Below are 18,433 nucleotides of genomic sequence, written 5' to 3' on the forward strand. Positions count from 1 at the left end.
GCCTGACCGAGATGATAATGCGACAAATTACAAAATCCAGAGCGGTAACTGCGACCTCATGAAACACAGGCCGCTCCGGCAATCATGCGGGCAGGCAGCAAACCTGCCCTTCAATATCCCCGCCCTTAGGTATCAATGACGACCGCCCTCAAGATAGGCTGCACGTACTTCCGGATTAGCCAGAAGTTCCTGACCGCTGCCACTCATTGTGATCACGCCATTGACCATCACATAACCACGATGAGCGAGCTTCAAAGCACCAAAAGCATTCTGCTCCACCAGAAACACAGTCAGTCCGGTGGTGCGGTTCAACTCTTTGATCGCCTCGAAAATCTGTTTGACGATCAGCGGTGCCAACCCAAGAGACGGCTCATCCAGCATCAGCAATTTTGGCCGCGCCATCAGAGCACGGGCGATAGCCAGCATCTGCTGCTCACCACCCGACAATGTGCCGCCACGCTGATTGATACGCTCTTTAAGACGCGGAAACAGATCAAACATCAGTTTCACATCTTCATCAAAATATTTCTGATTATCGAGGCTGGCACCCATTTGCAGGTTTTCCATCACGCTCATGCGCGGGAAAATACGGCGGCCTTCAGGAGACTGTGCAATACGCAGTTTTGCAATCTCATGAGGCGGCATCGCCGTAATGTCTTTGCCCTCAAACAGAATACGTCCGGTGCGGGCACGCGGGGCACCGAAAATCGTCATCATCAGAGTCGATTTTCCGGCACCGTTTGCACCGATCAAAGTGACAATCTCACCGGACTGCACGGTAACATCGACGCCTTTCAATGCGCAGATATTGCCATAGAAGGTCTCAACCTTATCAATAACCAGAAGCGGGTTCTGAGCCTGCATCATTTACCCCCCTCGGATTTTTTGTTTGAAGCCTTATCAGCAGATGTCTCGTGGCTGGAAGGTACCTGACCGTCTTCAACACGGGCAGAGAACTCAGTTTGACCACCGCTCGCCAGCTGGCGTGCCTGCCCGACCCAATCTTCGCGCGTGATACGACCGTCAAAGCTCAAATAGGTCTCAGCCAGTTTGATATCTGCCTCAGACCATGCGGCAATCTGATCGAAATGATAGATGCCATGCGCATTGAGCTTGGTCTCATTGACGCTGCCAATGCCCTTAATCAGCGTCAGATTATCGGCTGCGCCACCACGCGGTGCATCCAGACCACCGGCAAGATGTTCCGGTGCTGCGACTTCAGCCGCAGGATCGACATCCGCAAGCTGAGTGACCAGCTGATCGACTTGCCCGACGTCGCCGCCGGAGCCTTCGATCAGATCTGTGACCTCGTCATCATCAACGCCGAGATAGGCCGCAATAACTTTCGGATCATTCTGCACAAAACTCGGAGCGCCGTCGGAGATTTTTGTCCCGTATTCAAGCACGATCACATGGTCGGAAATTTCCATAACCACCGACATGTCATGCTCAATCAGCAGGATTGATGTCCCTGTTTCATCACGGATAGCAAGCAGCAGCTTATTGAGTTCCGCAGATTCACGCGGGTTAAGGCCGGCAGCAGGCTCATCCAGACACAGCATTTCCGGATCTGTACACATCGCACGGGCGATTTCCAGACGACGCTGATCGCCATAAGGCAGATCGCCGGCCGGATCGTCCGCACGATGGATCAGATTGATTTTCTCAAGCCAGACACGGGCTTTTTCAATCGCATCCTTGGCTGCTTTTTTATAGGCAGGAAATCCGAGAAGCCCCAGAAAGGTAAAGCCGGATGACACCATAAGCGGATTGTGCTGGGCAACCAGAAGGTTTTCCAGAACAGTCAGACCTGTGAACAGGCGGATGTTCTGGAAAGTACGGGCGACCTTCGCTTTTTTGGTAATCACAAAATCAGGCATCCGTTCAAGAAGGAACTTATCGCCGTTTTTGTGATGCATCGTCACCATACCGCCGGTCGGCTTGTAAAAACCGGTCAGGCAGTTGAACACCGTGGTTTTACCTGCACCGTTCGGGCCGATCACCGCAGTGATCTCCCCGCGTTTGGCTTCAAAACTCAAATCGTTAATCGCAACCAGTCCGCCAAAGCGCATGGAAAGATGTTCGACTTTCAGAATTGTATCGGCGTTTAGTCTTTTTTCAGCAAGTTCAGAATTTGCCATATTTGTTGTCCCCGCCATCAGCCATGCCCTTCCTTGGTAAAGGAGCCGGACACCAGCTTGCGCTCATTCAGGAAGGCACTCGGTTCACGATGTCCGACAAAACCACGCGGTTTCCAGACCATCACCACAACCATCGCCAGACCAAAAATCAGCATGCGATAAAGTTCAGGCGTAAAGCTCTGCCCAAAAACAGCTTTCAGGAATGAGAGCTCACGTAGAATTTCCGTGCCACCGATCATCACGATTGCAGCAATTGCAATCCCGATCAGCGAGCCCATACCACCGAGAACCACAATGGCCAGAATAACCGCAGATTCCAGGAAGATGAAGGATTCAGGGCTAACAAAACCCTGACGCGCTCCAAAGAAGGCACCGGCAAAACCACCGAACATAGCGCCGGTCGCAAAAGCAGTCAGCTTCGTGGTTGTCGTATTGATACCCAGTGCACGGCAGGCAATTTCATCCTCGCGGAGCGCTTCCCATGCACGACCGATCGGCATGCGGCGCAGACGAATTGTGACCCATGCAGTCAAAAGCGCCAGCAACAGAATAACATAATAGAGGAAGATTTTATAATGCGCTGCGGAGAACTGCAGACCAAAAGTTGCAGCAAAACCATCAGGACCGGCCTTGAACGGAATGCCGAAGAATGTGGCTTTGGCAATACCGGACACACCATAGGTGCCTTTGGTGACGGCCGTCCAGTTTATCAGCACAAGTCTGATAATTTCACCGAAGGCCAGTGTCACAATCGCAAGATAATCCCCCCGCAGACGCAGCACCGGAAATCCGAGAATAATCCCCCAGAAAGCTGCGAGAATACCGGCAACCGGCAGCAGCGTCCAGAAAGACAGGCCGAAATAGGACGACAGCAAAGCGTAGGAATAAGCGCCAACCGCGTAGAAGGCCACGTAACCCAGATCCAGCAAACCCGCGAGACCGACAACGATGTTCAGCCCCCATGCCAGCATGATGTAGATCAGGATCTGCACGCCAAAATTATCCACCCATTTCAGCGAGCCCTGAAAACCGAGAGTGAGAACAATCAGCACCGGATAGATAAACAGAAACAGGATGGCCAGTTTCGAGAAATTCTTGCGGAAAAACGATACATCACCATTGACGGCAACATGTTTCTCGGCTTTCCCGCGCTTTGCCATATAAGGCACCAGAAAAGCACGATGCAGGAAACGACCGACACCGGACAAAGCAACCAGTGTAAACAGTAGTCCCCAGCGCTGAACCAGCACCAGTTCATTATTGATATTCTGTTCGGTTTTGAAACCAACAATCAGAACGAACAAGCCAAAGGCAAGAATTGCCGCAATGATACCTTCACGGATACCGGCTGCGAAATCCGATGGGACAGTTTTAGGAGAAGATTGAAAACGGTCTGTCATTTTACACCTTCTCAACTTCTGGGCGGCCAAGAATGCCGGAAGGCATGAAGATCAGCACGATCGCAAGGATCGAGAATGCTGCAACATCTTTATAATCAATCGAGAAATAAGCGGACCAGAGCGCCTCGATCAGACCGATCAGCAAACCGCCGATCACAGCACCCGGCAGAGAGCCGATGCCACCGAGAACAGCTGCGGTAAACGCCTTAACGCCCGGAATGAAGCCATCTGTGAACGAAATAACGCCGTAGAAGGTCAGATACAAAGTACCCGCAACAGCAGCGAGTGCCGCGCCCATAACGAATGTCAGGGAAATCGTGCGATCCACATTGATACCGAGCAGCGATGCCATTTTGCGATCCTGCTCACAGGCACGCTGGGCGCGCCCTAAGGATGTACGGTTAACAATATACCAGAATATCGTGAGCAGTACGATTGTTACGACAATAATCATAATCTGCTTGAGCGAGATGATAATATTGGTACCGAACACGGAGTAGGATTCATTGATCAGTGAAGGGATCGGCTTGTTACGCGGACCCTGGGTGACCTGAACAAAGTTAGACAGCGCAATGGACATACCGATTGCTGTGATCAGTGGTGCAAGCCGGAAAGAACCGCGCAGAGGCCGGTAGGCAACCCGCTCAATGGTCCAGCTCCACATACTTGTCAGTATCATGGCGACAATCATCATCAGCAAGATTGCAAGAACCACAGGAACCGCACCAACAAAAGTTGTCAGCAGCAAAAAAACAATAAGCGCCATAAAGGCGCCGAGCATAAAAACATCACCATGAGAAAAATTGATCATGCCGATAATACCATAAACCATGGTATAGCCGATGGCGATCAATCCGTAGATCGACCCGAGCGTGAGCCCGTTGATCACTTGCTGGATAAAATATTCCATTGCAAAGTCACCCTTTTCTGATCTGAATTATTTTCGCCTTTTATAGGCACTTCCCTTATATTTCAGATCGTTTACTCCTACTGCACAATCCAGAAGCAAAAACCTGCTTCAGCCTTGTCCAGCATCTTATAGTCTGCCGTCTGTCCTTCGGACAAACCGGCGGTATTTATTTCAGATTTGCAGGCAACCGCACTCCGATAGTTTCTGTGAAGCAGAAACGAGAATCTCCCCCAATTGGCCGAATATGACCAAAGCCGGATTGCCCGCTTACACAGAAACTATAGAAATAACGACTAGTAATATAGTATTATAGTCCCCCTGCCCTGCGCCCTGAAATTTAGATTACTCATAATTTATTGCGGGTCAATCGCACATCTGCATTGTTATAAAAATTGAACAATGTTCAGTTTGCGACGTCTTTAACGAACTACAAACCCATGCGCAAAAGGATCACGGTCATCAATAAAAATCGTATTATATCCGGTCATGCGCGCCCAACCCGCAATTGACGGAATTATCGCTTTTTTATCAGCAACTTGAGCGTCCGCTTCCACGCGTCCGTGGAACAGCGATCCGATCACGGATTCGTGAACAAAGCTGTCACCCGCCTTCAGCTCTCCCCGCGCAGCAAGCTGCGCCATACGGGCTGAAGTTCCGGTACCACATGGTGAACGATCAATCGCTTTCTCTCCGTAAAATACTGCATTACGGGCATGGGCTTCCGGTTTCGTCGGTTTTCCTGTCCACAGAATATGGCTGAGGCGGTTGATATCGGCCAGTTCCGGATGCTGAAAACGGTATAATTCATTGAGTCGCTGGCGCAAAACAGGGCTCCAACCGATCAGATCCAGTACCGAATAATCGGCAAGATCCGTGTAATTTTGTTGCGCCTCAACAATTGCATAGAAATTGCCGCCATAGCTGACATCAACCTTCAGCATGCCGAGATCAGGACATTCCACTTCCAGACCTTCGGCATAAAGAAATGCCGGAACATTGGTCAGACGCACGCTTTCGACATATTGGCCATTCTGCTCATATTCGATCGCGACTTTGCCTGCCGGTGTATCCAGATTGATTTTGCCCGGTACTTTTGGCGTAATCAGCCCCTGCTCAATCGCCATAGTTACTGTGCCGATGGTGCCATGTCCGCACATCGGCAGACAGCCTGATGTTTCAATAAACAGAACCGCCACATCGCAATCATCCCGTGTCGGCGGATAAAGAATAGAACCTGACATCATGTCATGGCCGCGCGGCTCAAACATCAGTCCTGTACGAATCCAGTCATATTCGGCCAGAAAATGCGCCCGTTTTTCCATCATAGTTGAACCATGCAGGTTCGGGCCTCCGCCGGCTACAAGCCGTACAGGGTTTCCGCAGGTATGACCATCGACACAGAAGAAGGAATGTTTTGCCATGATGTTTTCTCAAAAGCGCTTGGGACTAAGGGCACTGACAGGCAGCGCAGTTTTTTCATGATTGAGGAGTTGTGTAACCAGCCGCGCGGTCGCAGCAGATTGTGTCAGCCCGAGATGTCCGTGACCGAAAGCATACACAACATCATCCGTTGCAGAGGAGAAACCGATGACCGGCAAGCTATCCGGCGTTGAAGGACGGTATCCCATCCATTGCCGTCCGCCCTCTGTATTGAGCTGCGGTAAGAACTGCTTTGCCTTTTTCAGCATCGCTGCCGAGCGGGCATAATTCGGAGGTAATTTCAGCCCGCCAAGCTCCACAGCCCCGCCGACACGCACGCCCGTTGTCAGCGGCGTTACAACAAAGGCATGCCCCGGAAATGTTAGCTGACGACGCACATCAAATGCCCCGACCGGCAATGTGGTATTATATCCGCGTTCTGTTTCCAAAGGCACTGCATCGCCCAGCTGCGCACTCAACTGATGCGACCATGCACCGGCGGCAATAATCAGTTTTTTACACTGCAGCTTTTCACCATTCGCAAGTGTTACCTCTGCACCGCTCTGCAAGCGTGCAACCGCAGCAACACTGGCCTGCCGGAAGCGACTGCCAAGCTTTTCCGCATAGCTCCACAGTGCTTTACCATAGAGTTTCGGATCGGAAACATTCTTCCATTTCGGCACAAAACAGCCAACCACAAATTGCGGCGACAATCCCGGCTGCAGCGCTGCAAGCTCTGCGCCCCGCACAATGGCAAAATCAATACCGGCCTGCTTTTTAGCTTCCCAGCCTGCCATTGCAGCCTGCAACTCAGCTTCACTCTCATAAAGCTCGAGATTGCCTTCATGATGGATCATATGCATTACACCGGCACGTTCTGCCAGAGCCAGCATTTCCTGCTCGGCCAGCCGCATCAGCTGCCCCTGCATTTGTGTGCTGCTACGCAACGCAGTATCACTGCTCGCCCGCCAGAACCGGTAAAGCCAAGGCAGCAATTTAGGCAAATATGTCGGCCGGATTGCAAAAGGTCCCAGAGGATCCAGCAGCCAGCGTGGAACCTTCTTCATCACGCCTTTAGAGGCGAGCGGCAACACTTCTGAAAATGCCAGTGCTGCCGCATTACCGGAACTTGTCTCCTCACAAATACCGGTGCGATCCAGAACCAGCACAGAATGTCCCGCCTCACTCAGCAAAGCTGCTGTAGCGATCCCGACAATACCTGCCCCGATAATAATGACCTCAGAATTATTCTGATTCCCACCCACATTGACGCTATTGACCGACGCCATGTGCCCTCCTGCCTGCTACTCTTATTGTTATTCAGCTTGTGCAGACCTTACGCCGTAAAATACATTCTTGCTATCAAAAAACCCCGATTATTTTTGAATTAACCGGGGTTCAATTGATCAGATTTTTGGCAGTTCCGGACGATTGGCCAGAGCCTGTTTTACGATCTTTTCCACCTGTGCGCGGCGCTCTCCGCTCAGCGGCAGTCGCGGCAGACGAACGCGGTCATTCGACTGAATAGCATGAACTTCGATCAGCTTGAGATTCTGCACCAGATAGGTTGAAACATCGAGATCAAGCAGCGGGCGCATCCAGCGATAAAGCGGCAGCGCTTCATCATAGCGCTTCTGTTTGATGAGCTGATACAGCACAACAGTTTCACGCGGCAGCGAAGTCACAACACCCGCAACCCAGCCGATTGCACCGGTTGTAAGCGCCTCAAAGGCCAGATTGTCCACACCGGTGAACAGATCAAAACGATCACCGAACTGATTGACGATATCAATGGTGCGGCGGATATCATCTGACGATTCTTTAATCGCAACAAACAGATCGTCTTTCGCCAGTTCTTCAAGGCACTCACCGGTCACATCCACACGATAGGCCATGCGGTTGGAATAGATCATCACCGGCAGGCCACCGGCTGCAGCCATAGCTTTCAGCGTGGTAACGGTTTCCTGAGGATTGGTGAAATAGATCGGGCTCGGAACAACCATCAGGCCATCTGCGCCGGCTTTTGCAGCGGCTTTAGCTGCGGCTGCACCTTCACGGGTTCCGGCTTCAAAAACAGTCATCAGCACCGGACGTTTTCCGGCAACGGAGCGGGCGGTTTTGAAAACCTCCAGCTTTTCTTCTCCCGACAGCATAGGGCCTTCACCCAATGAGCCGCCAACTACAAAGCCGTCTACGCCTGCGTCGATCTGCAAACCGAAGCAACGCTCCATCTCTTTGTGATCCAGCGCATCATTTTCAGTGAATTTGGTTGTGACTGCCGGAAAAATACCTGACCACATTGTCTCTCTCCCAATTGATATATTTCTGATATATCTAAATTCGTACGAGCCGTCAAATTATTTTTGTGCAAAAAACCATGATAAAATCCCGCACAACAAAGAGCCTGTTTTTGCTGATATTGAGAAAAGCACATTCTTGTAGTATCCCTCAGTCAATCATCATTAAATTTCATACGCTCCTGAATATTTCCCTCGCGGCAATATCGGCTCCACAGAAACAAAAGCAGCGCCCTCGTTCCGCCGACAATGACTCCGGCGCCACTGACTGCTTACGAATAATAAGGACGCAAAGCCATTATGTCAGGGAACACAACACTGACCACCGAACAGCAGAATGCTGCCACTCCTGCGCCCTCGGCTCTCAGCCTGTCTGATCAGGCCTATCGTGTGCTTGAGCGCCATATCGTTACCCTGCAACTACAGCCGGGTAGTGTCATCAATGAGCGTGTACTTATTGAACTGACAGGCATGGGGCGCACGCCGGTACGTGAAGCGATACAGCGTTTGGCATGGGAAGGACTAATGGAAGTGCGCCCGCGTTCGGGAATTGCCATTACTGCGCTTGATCCGAAAGATTTCACGAAAGTTCTAGATGCCCGCGAAGGTGTGGAGCAAATACTCTGCCGTGATGCCGCCCGCTATTCCGGTGCCTATGAGCATGAAAAACTACATGAAGCAGCGGTCCTGATGAAACAGGCTGCCGTGACGCAGGATATTCCTCTGTTTCTCGATGCCGATAAAGCTTTTGATGAAGTTCTGGGCAGCGCATCATTAAATGCTTACGCCACACGGCTGGCGGCACCATTGCAAAGCCATAGCCGCCGCTTTTGGTTCCGCCTGCGTCGTGACAACAGTTTGCAGGATTCCTCCGCCGCCCATACACGCATGATTGAAGCCATTGTCTCCCGTGATGAAGATGCTGCAATTGAAAGCGCAAAAGAACTGATAACCTATCTGCGTACGCTTACGCCGTAAGCATGCCCCGGAAAAGCGGGCACCGGTTTTCCGATAACGACATGCGTAAAAACAAAGAGATAGAGCGAGTGGAGTGGAGTGGAGTGGATACGATTAAACGCGACACGCTCTAGCACACCCTTTTCTCTTTTCAGGAACCTATTCCATCCTGCTTCGTTATCTCTTTGACTAACACGTCTGATCCTTAAAGCTCAGCCTTTAAGGATCCCTCATGTTTAAACAAGGAGATCAGCATGGCTTCCAAATTGCGTAATGATGCAGAAAAAACCCTCGAAGAACAGATTGCCGAATTGAAAAATGAATTGGCTTCTGTGACCAAAAAACTTTCTGATCAAGGTTCTGCATTATACGATGATGCCCGCGAGAACGCGGCAGAAACCTATGAAAGCCTCCGCAAACACGGTCGGGTTGCAGCCCGCGAGGTGCGTCATCAGGCACAGGTGATGACAGAAACAGCCCGTGAAAATCCTCTCGCTGCCGCCGCAGTTGTTGCAGGTATTGGTCTGGTGCTTGCCCTGTTAGCTCGCCGCTAATTTGTCCATTGCCTGAAGCGCGGCCTCATATGCGTAGCGCTGAGGTCTTCCCATAGAAATAATCACTGAGGTTTTATGAATAAAAACGGATTGTATATTCTGCTCGGAGCGCTGATTGTCGTGATTATCGGTTTTTCAATCTACACTTATCAGCAGGAATCCAAGCCAAAAGGCGTTGAATTGAAAATCGGAGAACAGGGTGTCTCCATAGAGCAAAACTGATTTGCTAAGGATGACTACCGTCCGAACCTAGCCTGAAAATGAATTCAGAAAATAAAAAAGCCGCGATATAAATATCGCGGCTTTTTTAATAATCACAACATCAACTTACGCAGGAAGAATAGCGCCTTCCAGCGTTGTCAATTGATGCAGGAACAATTCTGCTGCTGTACGATGCTCCGCTGAAGCTGCATCATCAATCAGCTGACGTGCATGCTCGATGCGGGCTGCAATGTCTTCACGCTTAACTTCATCAATATGAAGTGCGGATTCTGCAAGCAATGAGCAACCTTCCGGCGTAATGTCAGTGAAGCCGCCGAAAACGATATAAGCGTCGCTCTTACCGTCAGCAGTTTTGACTGTTACTTTACCAGGAATGATGGTGGTCATCAAAGGAGCATGACCGGCCAGAACTGTCAGATAGCCTTCGCTACCGGGAATGACCACTTCGCTCACTTCAGCAGAGAGCAACAGGCGTTCCGGTGATACCAGTTCGAATTTGAAGGTTCCAGCCATGATTCTCACTCAAATTTCCTGAACAAGCTGCTCTGTAAAACAGTGTTCCGGCGTTGAATTCTATAGGTCAGCGCATCAAACAGCGCCGTCAGATTTAACTGTGCTTTCCAAGAGGGTCTGATGAGACGCACCTCTTGTAAGAACGGTCAGGCAGACCAAAGCCTGCCTGACCAATCACATTAAGCGGCCTGTGCCAGCTTCTGTGCTTTTTCAATCGCTTCTTCAATCGAACCGACCATGTAGAAGGCTGCTTCTGGCAGATGATCGTAATCACCGGCGCAAAGACCTTTAAAGCCTTTAATGGTATCGGCCATATCAACCAGTTTACCTGGCGAACCGGTGAAGATTTCAGCCACGAAGAACGGCTGGGACAGGAAGCGCTCGATCTTACGGGCACGGGTCACTGTCAGCTTATCTTCTTCAGACAATTCGTCCATACCAAGGATGGCGATGATGTCCTGAAGCGACTTGTAGCGCTGCAGAATGGACTGAACCTGACGGGCAACATCGTAATGCTCTTCACCAACGATCATCGGGTCAAGCATACGGGATGTTGAGTCAAGCGGATCAACCGCAGGATAGATACCCTTTTCAGCGATCGAACGGTTAAGAACCGTTGTCGCATCCAAGTGCGCAAACGAAGTCGCAGGCGCCGGATCGGTCAAGTCATCGGCAGGAACGTAAATCGCCTGCACCGAAGTGATCGAGCCTTTGTGCGTGGTGGTGATGCGTTCCTGCATCTGACCCATATCCGTTGCCAGTGTAGGCTGATAGCCCACAGCGGAAGGAATACGGCCAAGAAGCGCGGACACTTCAGAACCAGCCTGTGTGAAGCGGAAGATGTTGTCCACGAAGAACAAAACGTCCTGACCGTCATCACGGAAGCTTTCAGCGATCGTCAGACCGGAGAGAGCAACACGGGCACGCGCACCTGGCGGCTCGTTCATCTGACCGTAAACGAGAGCTGCTTTCGAGCCTTCGCCGCCACCCAGCTTGTTAACGCCGGATTCGATCATTTCGTGATAGAGATCGTTACCTTCACGGGTACGCTCACCAACACCGGCAAATACGGAGTAACCGCCGTGGGCTTTCGCCACGTTGTTGATAAGTTCCATGATGAGAACGGTTTTACCAACGCCCGCACCACCGAACAGACCAATCTTACCACCTTTAGCGTAAGGGGCGAGAAGATCCACAACCTTAATACCGGTTACCAGAATCTCAGATTCAGGTGACTGCTCGATATATTCAGGTGCCGGCTGGTGAATACCGCGGGTCGCAGCAGTCACGATCGGACCAGCTTCATCAACTGGCTCACCGATCACGTTCATGATACGGCCGAGTGTTTCAGGTCCTACCGGAACGCGGATCGCATCGCCGGTATCGCGTACTTCCTGACCACGAACCAGACCTTCGGTCGAGTCCATAGCAATGGTACGTACAGTGTTTTCGCCAAGATGCTGAGCAACTTCCAGAACGAGACGGTTACCGAGGTTGTCGGTTTCCAGCGCGTTCAGGATCAGAGGCAGATGATCATCAAACTGGACGTCGACGACAGCGCCGATGACCTGCTTGATACGGCCGACTGCACCAGATGCAGCCTCGCCGGACTTAGCCTTTGCCGTGGTCTTGGTAGTTTTCGGTGTCGCTGCTTTAGCCATCGATCCTTACCTTCCGATTAGAGCGCTTCCGCGCCCGCAATAATTTCGATCAGTTCCGTGGTAATCTGAGCCTGACGCTGACGGTTATATGTGATCGACAATCTGTTGATCATATCGCCCGCATTACGCGTTGCGTTATCCATCGCACTCATTTTTGCGCCCATTTCACCGGCCACATTTTCAAGCAAGGCGCTGAAAATCTGGACAGAGATGTTGCGCGGCAAAAGATCATCAAGAATACCAGCCGCATCCGGCTCATATTCATAGATCGCACCACCAGTAGAAACCGCTTCCCCAGCATCACCTGCACCAGCATTCGCTGAAGCCGGAATAAGCTGCTGAGCTGTCGGAACCTGATTGATCACCGACTTGAACTGCGAGTAGAACAGCGTTGCAACGTCGAACTCGCCTTTGTTAAAAAGCGCGATCACTTTGCGACCAATCTGGTCGGCATTGGTAAAGCCAAGCTGCTTAACTTCACGCAGATCAACATGATCTATGATCAGTCCGCCAAAATCGCGACGCAGAATGTCCGCACCTTTTTTGCCGACAGTAATGATTTTTACTGTCTTACCCTTTGCCAGCAACTGGCGGGTATGCTCACGGGCGAGACGTGCAATCTGCGAGTTGAAACCACCGCACAGACCGCGTTCCGCGGTAGCGACGATGAGCAAATGCACATCGTCTTTACCCGAACCCGCCATCAGTTTCGGTGCATCATCACCGCTTACATTCTGGGCAATATTTTCCAGAACTGCACTCATCCGCTGAGAATACGGCCGTGCCGCTTCGGCTGCTTCCTGGGCACGACGCAGTTTTGCCGCGGCGACCATTTGCATCGCCTTGGTAATTTTCTGCGTCGCCTTAACCGAGGCGATACGGTTTCTCAGATCCTTTAGTGAAGGCATCCGTTCATCCCGTCAGAGTTAATCAAGCAAAGTTCTTGGCGAAAGCGTCGATAGCTGCCTTGAGTTTGCCCTTGATTTCGTCGCTGATTGCTTTCTGGTCGCGGATCGCATCCAGCACATCTTTGTGCTCGGAGCGCAGCGATGCCAGAAGACCGGCTTCAAATTTGCCAACCTGATTAACAGCCAGCTTATCGAGATAGCCGTTAACACCAGCGAAGATCACAGCAACCTGTTCTTCAGTCTTCAGCGGCGAGAACTGTGGCTGCTTGAGCAGCTCAGTCAGACGCGCACCGCGATTGAGGAGACGCTGGGTCGAAGCATCAAGATCGGAACCGAACTGCGCAAACGCAGCCATTTCACGATACTGAGCAAGCTCACCCTTGATCGAACCGGCAACCTGTTTCATCGCTTTAATCTGAGCGGCAGAACCCACGCGGGAAACCGACAGACCAACGTTAACAGCAGGACGAATACCCTGGTGGAAAAGGTTGGTTTCAAGGAAGATCTGACCGTCTGTAATCGAAATTACATTGGTCGGAATAAACGCAGAAACGTCACCGCCCTGTGTTTCAATAACCGGCAGAGCGGTCAGAGAACCGGCACCGAGTTCGTCATTCAGCTTAGCTGAACGCTCGAGCAGACGGGAGTGAAGATAGAATACGTCACCTGGGTAAGCTTCACGGCCTGGAGGACGACGCAGCAGCAGGGACATCTGACGATAAGCAACAGCCTGCTTGGAAAGGTCATCATAACCAATCAGAGCGTGCTGGCCGTTATCGCGGAAATATTCACCGATCGCACAGCCTGTGAACGGCGCCAGATACTGCAGAGGAGCAGCATCGGATGCAGTCGCAGCGATAACAACCGAATATTCCAGAGCGCCGCGTTCTTCGAGAACTTTAACGAGCTGAGCAACAGTTGAACGCTTCTGGCCGATAGCAACATAGATACAGAACAGCTTATCTTTATCAGGGCCGTTATCATGGATCGGCTTCTGATTCAGGAAAGTGTCGAGAATGATTGCGGTCTTACCGGTCTGACGGTCACCAATAACCAGCTCGCGCTGACCACGACCAACAGGGATAAGAGCATCAATGGCTTTCAGACCGGTCGACATCGGCTCATGAACCGATTTACGCGGGATGATGCCAGGAGCTTTAACGTCTACGCGGCGACGCTCGGTTGAAACGATCGGGCCTTTGCCATCGATCGGATTACCAAGAGCATCAACAACGCGGCCGAGCAGGCCAGGACCGACTGGAACGTCAACGATGGCGCCGGTCCGCTTAACGGTGTCGCCTTCCTTGATATCACGGTCAGAACCGAAAATAACAACACCTACGTTGTCACTTTCAAGGTTGAGCGCCATACCGCGGATGCCACCCGGAAATTCGACCATTTCACCAGCCTGAACATTGTCCAGACCGTATACACGGGCGATACCGTCACCAACGGAAAGAACCTGACCAACTTCGGAGACTTCTGCCTCCTGGCCAAAATTCTTGATTTGCTCTTTCAGAATTGCGGAAATTTCCGCAGCGCGGATGTCCATCAGCCGACCTCTTTCAGTGCAAGCTTAAGAGAAGAAAGTTTAGTGCGAAGGGAAGTGTCAATCTGACGCGATCCCAGCTTCACAATGAGACCGCCAAGAATCGACGGATCGACAGTGACATTGATTGTCACGTCCTTGCCGGCCACACTCTTCAGCGTCGCCTTCAATTCAGTTTGCTGCGCCTGCGTCAGCTCACGGGCGGAAGTTACATCAGCTGCAACTTCACCGCGGCTTTCAGCGGCAATCAGATAAAATGCTTTGATCATACCCGGCAGTACAAACAACCGGCGATTACCGGCAACTACACGCAGGAAATTGCCGACCAGACCGGTGATACCGGCCTTTGCAGCCACTGCGGAAATTGCCTGGAGCTGATCTTCAGTGGAGAAGACCGGGCTGGAGATCAGGCGACGAAGATCGTCGCTCTCAAGGATCATAGCCTCGATGCGGCCAAGATCTTTCTCCACCTGAGCAACGGATTTAGACTCAAGCGCCAGATCAAACAGGGATCCAGCATAGCGCTGAGCAACACCGGAAATGAGCGAAGACGATCCTGTCACGAATAACCATCTCTCTTGGTTGAAATCCCGCTTTTAACGCATAGTTTATCTACGCACAAAAACAGCGATTTAATTGATGTTTTTCAATACCCCCCGATGAAGTGCCGATTTGCACCATCATCTGTGCCCTGCGAATGACCCGCCTGACTGCATTGAAATTCGAAAGCCGTCTAGCATAGACAATCAGGACTCGCAACACGCGAATCCCGCCGTTTCATGCGCTTTACAGTGCTATTTTGCACTCATGAACCGCAGCTCAGTAGCCAAGACTGCATCAGCAACACGCTGTAAAAATCAACATCATCTATAAATATATTTATATAACAATGATTTAAACGAAAACTGCCCTGTTATAAAATCGACTTTATGCACCGGAATTCCTTGGTATGTTTTTCGCTAACCATTTGCAGAATTCCGGCAAAATTATGCTCACAACACAGGAATTTTCTCTGAAGCATTATTCAGCTGTTACTGATTCCCGCTCAAAGAATGGGCCACACGCATCTGAACGGCAGCACAGACAGATTCTGCCGGTTTCCGGCAGAATTTACAGTTCAGGCGATAAAGCCAAAAGCGAAGAGCAACGGACCGGCAGCCAGCATCAGCTCAATCAAAGCCGCAATCCAATTATAAAACGTATTGGTTTTATCTGACATCATTGAGATCAGCCGTCCGAAAAGCACAAAACCCCAGACACAACCCAGAGCCATCCACAAAAACGGCTGTGCAAATAACAGACAGGCCACACCAAGACCGATATAGGGCCCTGCAATTGTTGCCCGCACCGACGACAGCGCATAAGCACGCAGATCAGGTGCACTGAGACGCAGAATTTTCAGCGAAATTCCCGGTGCAAACATGAGGATCAGACCAAAGAGCAGCGTGATTACGCCCACACTCCATGCCAGCCATTCACCCTGACTGGAAGGTAGATAAAACGCCACGCCGCACCTCTTAAAATCGTCGCTGCTACTCTGTGAGCAGCACCGAACATAACACGATAAGTGAGCTATATTCCTGACTTGAGGCCAAGCAAAGCAAAATTATCGGCTCGCATTGGTGCCACCGCCAATCAGGGCTTCTAAAATTCTGCAAATTACAGGAAGCTTTGCGGGTCTATATCGACTTGTACTTTTAAAGATCCGCGCGCTTTCGGTGCTGCCTGCAGCAATGCCCGTAGATAAGACTGGATGTCTGAGCGCTTTGAGCCCTGCACCAGCAAGCGGAAACGATGTCTGCCACGAATCACCGCCAGCGGCGCTTCTGCAGGCCCAAGCACTTCAATTTCGCTATCCCGCGGCGCTGAGCGGCGCAATGCACGGGCATGGCTCTCCGCCTCCGCCCTGCTGTCGGCAGAGATAATCAGCGCAGCCAACCGCCCGAAAGGTGGCAGCATCCCGCGCTGCCGCTCTTCAATTTCACGTTCATAAAAAGCATGCGCATCACCGGCAATAACGGCTTTCAGCACCGGATGATCAGGCTGATAAGTTTGGATCAGACCGACACTTTTGCGCCCTGTGCGTCCTGCGCGGCCTGTTACCTGATTGAGCAGCTGAAATGTGCGCTCTGCCGCGCGCGGATCACCATTGGCAAGGCCGAGATCAGCATCAATAACGCCCACAAGTGTAATCAGCGGAAAATTGTGCCCTTTGGCGACCAGCTGAGTGCCGATCACAATATCAGCCTCCCCTTTGGCAATCGCCTCCATCTCCATTCGCAACCGCGTCACGCCACCCGCCATATCGGATGACAGCACAATAATCCGCGCATCGGGAAAGAGTGCAGCTGCCTCTTCGGCAATGCGCTCCACACCGGGACCACAAGCCACCAGATGATCCAGTGCACCGCAGGACGGACAGGCATCAGGGCTTTTCTCATGATAGCCGCATTGATGGCACATCAGCTGCCCACGGAAGCGATGTTCCACCAGCCAGCTTGAACAATCCGGACATTGGAAACGATGCCCGCAAACACGGCACAAAGTGAGCGGTGCATAACCGCGCCGGTTAAGAAACAGCAAGGCTTGCTCTTTGCGTTGCAAAACCTGCCCGACGGCTTCTGTTAAGGCAGGCGACAGAAAGCGCCCTGCCGGTGGCGGCGAGCGGCGCATATCAATCGGCTTCAGATCCGGCAAAGCCGCATCGGCATAGCGTCCCTGGAGCGGCACATAGCTGTAGCGCCCCTGATTGGCATTGACCAGACTTTCAATCGACGGCGTGGCTGAGGCCAAAATAACAGGAAACTTGCCGATTGAACCACGCACTACCGCCATATCGCGGGCATTATAAAACACGCGGTCTTCCTGCTTATAGGCAGGGTCATGCTCTTCATCGACAATGATTAAACCCGGATTGGCAAAGGGCAGAAACAAAGCCGAGCGCGCACCGGCGACCACTTTGACCGTACCTTCCGCGATCTGCCGCCAGACACGCTCCCGCTGACGTGGCGCCAGATCAGAATGCCATTCAGCGGGACGGGTGCCGAAACGGCTCTCAAACCGGTCGAGAAACTGCTGTGTCAGCGCAATTTCCGGCAACAGGATCAAAACCTGTTTTCCCAGTTCCACCGCACGCGCTACGGCTTCGAAATAGACCTCTGTCTTACCCGAACCCGTTACACCATGCAGCAGCGAGACCGAATAGGCCTCCTGCTCCACCGCCTCGACAAGGCATTGCGCAGCAGCCTGCTGATCTTCAGACAAGTCTGCCTGCCCGTAAAACGGGTCAGGTTCCCCCACCACCGGCGGTGGCGGGATCATTACGTCTTCAAACAACCCCTGTGCTTTCAGCCCTTCAACCACACTGCCGGAAACACCAGCCGCATGGGCAAGACCGGATTTCGTCCAGCTCAAGCCGTTATTGGCAGTTTCCAGTACTTTCTCACGCGCGGCTGTCAGCCGCTCGGCCTTACCGCCGATATAGCGCAAGCCCGGAATGAAAGGCTCCGGATCAAAGGCAGCCGGTGCACGCAGCACCATTTTTGCCACCATACCGGGCGGTGACAGCGTATAATCCGCCGTCCAGCGTATAAAACGCAACATACCGCGGCTCACCGGCGGGCAATCAAAAACATGCAGGATGGATTTCAGCTTTTTAGGATCGACCTGATCACTGGCATCATCCGTAACGATACCCGCCACTTCGCGCGGTCCCAGCGGCACACGCACGATTGAACCGGCCTGAATTTCCATATCATCAGGAACCAGATAGCTATAGGGACGTTCCGCTGGCATCGGCACAAGTACCGGAACAACACGGCGCGTCTTAATCTCTGTTTTCCCGTTCAAAAGAATATCCTGATCATTTCCGGCATCCGGTTTTCACCGGTATTTTTCACAAC

17 protein-coding genes are annotated in these 18,433 nt (G+C 51.7%); 3 read left to right on the forward strand and 14 right to left on the reverse strand.

All coding sequences use genetic code 11. The annotated features are described in order from the left end of the window. Window positions 1-132: 132 nt before the first annotated feature. The 7 genes from P8H26_RS10195 to P8H26_RS10225 form a co-directional block, all read right to left on the reverse strand. On the reverse strand, window positions 133-864 hold the full coding sequence (locus P8H26_RS10195; protein WP_374708282.1) for an ABC transporter ATP-binding protein: 732 nt from the start codon (window positions 862-864) through the stop codon (window positions 133-135). Further along, window positions 864-2,141 carry an ATP-binding cassette domain-containing protein gene (locus P8H26_RS10200; protein WP_374708272.1) on the reverse strand — a complete coding sequence of 426 codons (1,278 nt, stop codon included), beginning with the start codon at window positions 2,139-2,141 and terminating at the stop codon, window positions 864-866. The genes P8H26_RS10195 and P8H26_RS10200 overlap by 1 nt, the downstream gene beginning before the upstream one ends. A 17-nt stretch (window positions 2,142-2,158) precedes the next feature. After that, window positions 2,159-3,541, reverse strand: coding sequence for a high-affinity branched-chain amino acid ABC transporter permease LivM (gene livM / locus P8H26_RS10205; protein ID WP_289632860.1), 1,383 nt, complete (start codon window positions 3,539-3,541; stop codon window positions 2,159-2,161). 1 nt (window position 3,542) lies between these two features. Further along, on the reverse strand, window positions 3,543-4,451 hold the full coding sequence (locus P8H26_RS10210; protein WP_289632861.1) for a branched-chain amino acid ABC transporter permease: 909 nt from the start codon (window positions 4,449-4,451) through the stop codon (window positions 3,543-3,545). A 419-nt stretch (window positions 4,452-4,870) separates the two neighbouring features. After that, on the reverse strand, window positions 4,871-5,872 hold the full coding sequence (locus tag P8H26_RS10215; RefSeq protein WP_289632862.1) for a 4-hydroxyproline epimerase: 1,002 nt from the start codon (window positions 5,870-5,872) through the stop codon (window positions 4,871-4,873). Between the two features lie 9 nt (window positions 5,873-5,881). Next, window positions 5,882-7,159, reverse strand: coding sequence for an FAD-binding oxidoreductase (locus P8H26_RS10220; protein ID WP_289632863.1), 1,278 nt, complete (start codon window positions 7,157-7,159; stop codon window positions 5,882-5,884). A gap of 117 nt (window positions 7,160-7,276) precedes the next feature. Beyond that, on the reverse strand, window positions 7,277-8,170 hold the full coding sequence (locus tag P8H26_RS10225) for a dihydrodipicolinate synthase family protein (RefSeq protein ID WP_289632864.1): 894 nt from the start codon (window positions 8,168-8,170) through the stop codon (window positions 7,277-7,279). A gap of 297 nt (window positions 8,171-8,467) precedes the next feature. On the opposite strand from P8H26_RS10225, the gene P8H26_RS10230 reads away from it, so the two are divergent. The 3 genes from P8H26_RS10230 to P8H26_RS10240 all read left to right on the forward strand — a co-directional run bounded on the left by P8H26_RS10230 (window position 8,468) and on the right by P8H26_RS10240 (window position 9,900). Further along, entirely contained in the window at window positions 8,468-9,145 is a 678-nt protein-coding gene (locus tag P8H26_RS10230) for a GntR family transcriptional regulator (RefSeq protein WP_289632865.1), read from the forward strand. Window positions 9,146-9,378: 233 nt separating this feature from the next. Further along, window positions 9,379-9,678 (forward strand): hypothetical protein, encoded by a 300-nt coding sequence (locus P8H26_RS10235; RefSeq protein WP_289632866.1) that lies wholly within the window; start codon window positions 9,379-9,381, stop codon window positions 9,676-9,678. A 75-nt stretch (window positions 9,679-9,753) separates the two neighbouring features. Beyond that, window positions 9,754-9,900 (forward strand): hypothetical protein, encoded by a 147-nt coding sequence (locus P8H26_RS10240; protein ID WP_162994585.1) that lies wholly within the window; start codon window positions 9,754-9,756, stop codon window positions 9,898-9,900. A 105-nt stretch (window positions 9,901-10,005) separates the two neighbouring features. Here the strand turns inward: P8H26_RS10240 and P8H26_RS10245 are convergent, their stop codons facing one another. The 7 genes from P8H26_RS10245 to P8H26_RS10275 all read right to left on the reverse strand — a co-directional run bounded on the left by P8H26_RS10245 (window position 10,006) and on the right by P8H26_RS10275 (window position 18,380). Further along, window positions 10,006-10,413, reverse strand: coding sequence for a F0F1 ATP synthase subunit epsilon (locus P8H26_RS10245; protein WP_121994146.1), 408 nt, complete (start codon window positions 10,411-10,413; stop codon window positions 10,006-10,008). A 179-nt stretch (window positions 10,414-10,592) separates the two neighbouring features. After that, window positions 10,593-12,074, reverse strand: coding sequence for a F0F1 ATP synthase subunit beta (gene atpD, locus P8H26_RS10250; protein ID WP_289632867.1), 1,482 nt, complete (start codon window positions 12,072-12,074; stop codon window positions 10,593-10,595). Between the two features lie 17 nt (window positions 12,075-12,091). After that, window positions 12,092-12,982, reverse strand: coding sequence for a F0F1 ATP synthase subunit gamma (locus tag P8H26_RS10255; protein WP_289632869.1), 891 nt, complete (start codon window positions 12,980-12,982; stop codon window positions 12,092-12,094). A 22-nt stretch (window positions 12,983-13,004) separates the two neighbouring features. Beyond that, entirely contained in the window at window positions 13,005-14,534 is a 1,530-nt protein-coding gene (gene atpA / locus P8H26_RS10260; protein WP_289632870.1) for a F0F1 ATP synthase subunit alpha, read from the reverse strand. Next, the gene (locus P8H26_RS10265; protein WP_289632872.1) at window positions 14,534-15,094 is read right to left on the reverse strand and encodes a F0F1 ATP synthase subunit delta; all 561 of its coding nucleotides are present in this window, start codon (window positions 15,092-15,094) and stop codon (window positions 14,534-14,536) included. The genes atpA and P8H26_RS10265 overlap by 1 nt, the downstream gene beginning before the upstream one ends. Window positions 15,095-15,648: 554 nt before the next feature. Continuing rightward, the gene (locus P8H26_RS10270; protein WP_289632873.1) at window positions 15,649-16,038 is read right to left on the reverse strand and encodes a DUF4345 family protein; all 390 of its coding nucleotides are present in this window, start codon (window positions 16,036-16,038) and stop codon (window positions 15,649-15,651) included. A 152-nt stretch (window positions 16,039-16,190) separates the two neighbouring features. Beyond that, window positions 16,191-18,380: a primosomal protein N' gene (locus tag P8H26_RS10275; RefSeq protein ID WP_289632874.1), complete on the reverse strand. Its 2,190-nt coding sequence runs from the start codon at window positions 18,378-18,380 to the stop codon at window positions 16,191-16,193. Between the last annotated feature and the right edge of the window lie 53 nt (window positions 18,381-18,433).

This window comes from Pseudochrobactrum sp. sp1633 (assembly GCF_030376605.1).
Classification (GTDB): domain Bacteria; phylum Pseudomonadota; class Alphaproteobacteria; order Rhizobiales; family Rhizobiaceae; genus Pseudochrobactrum.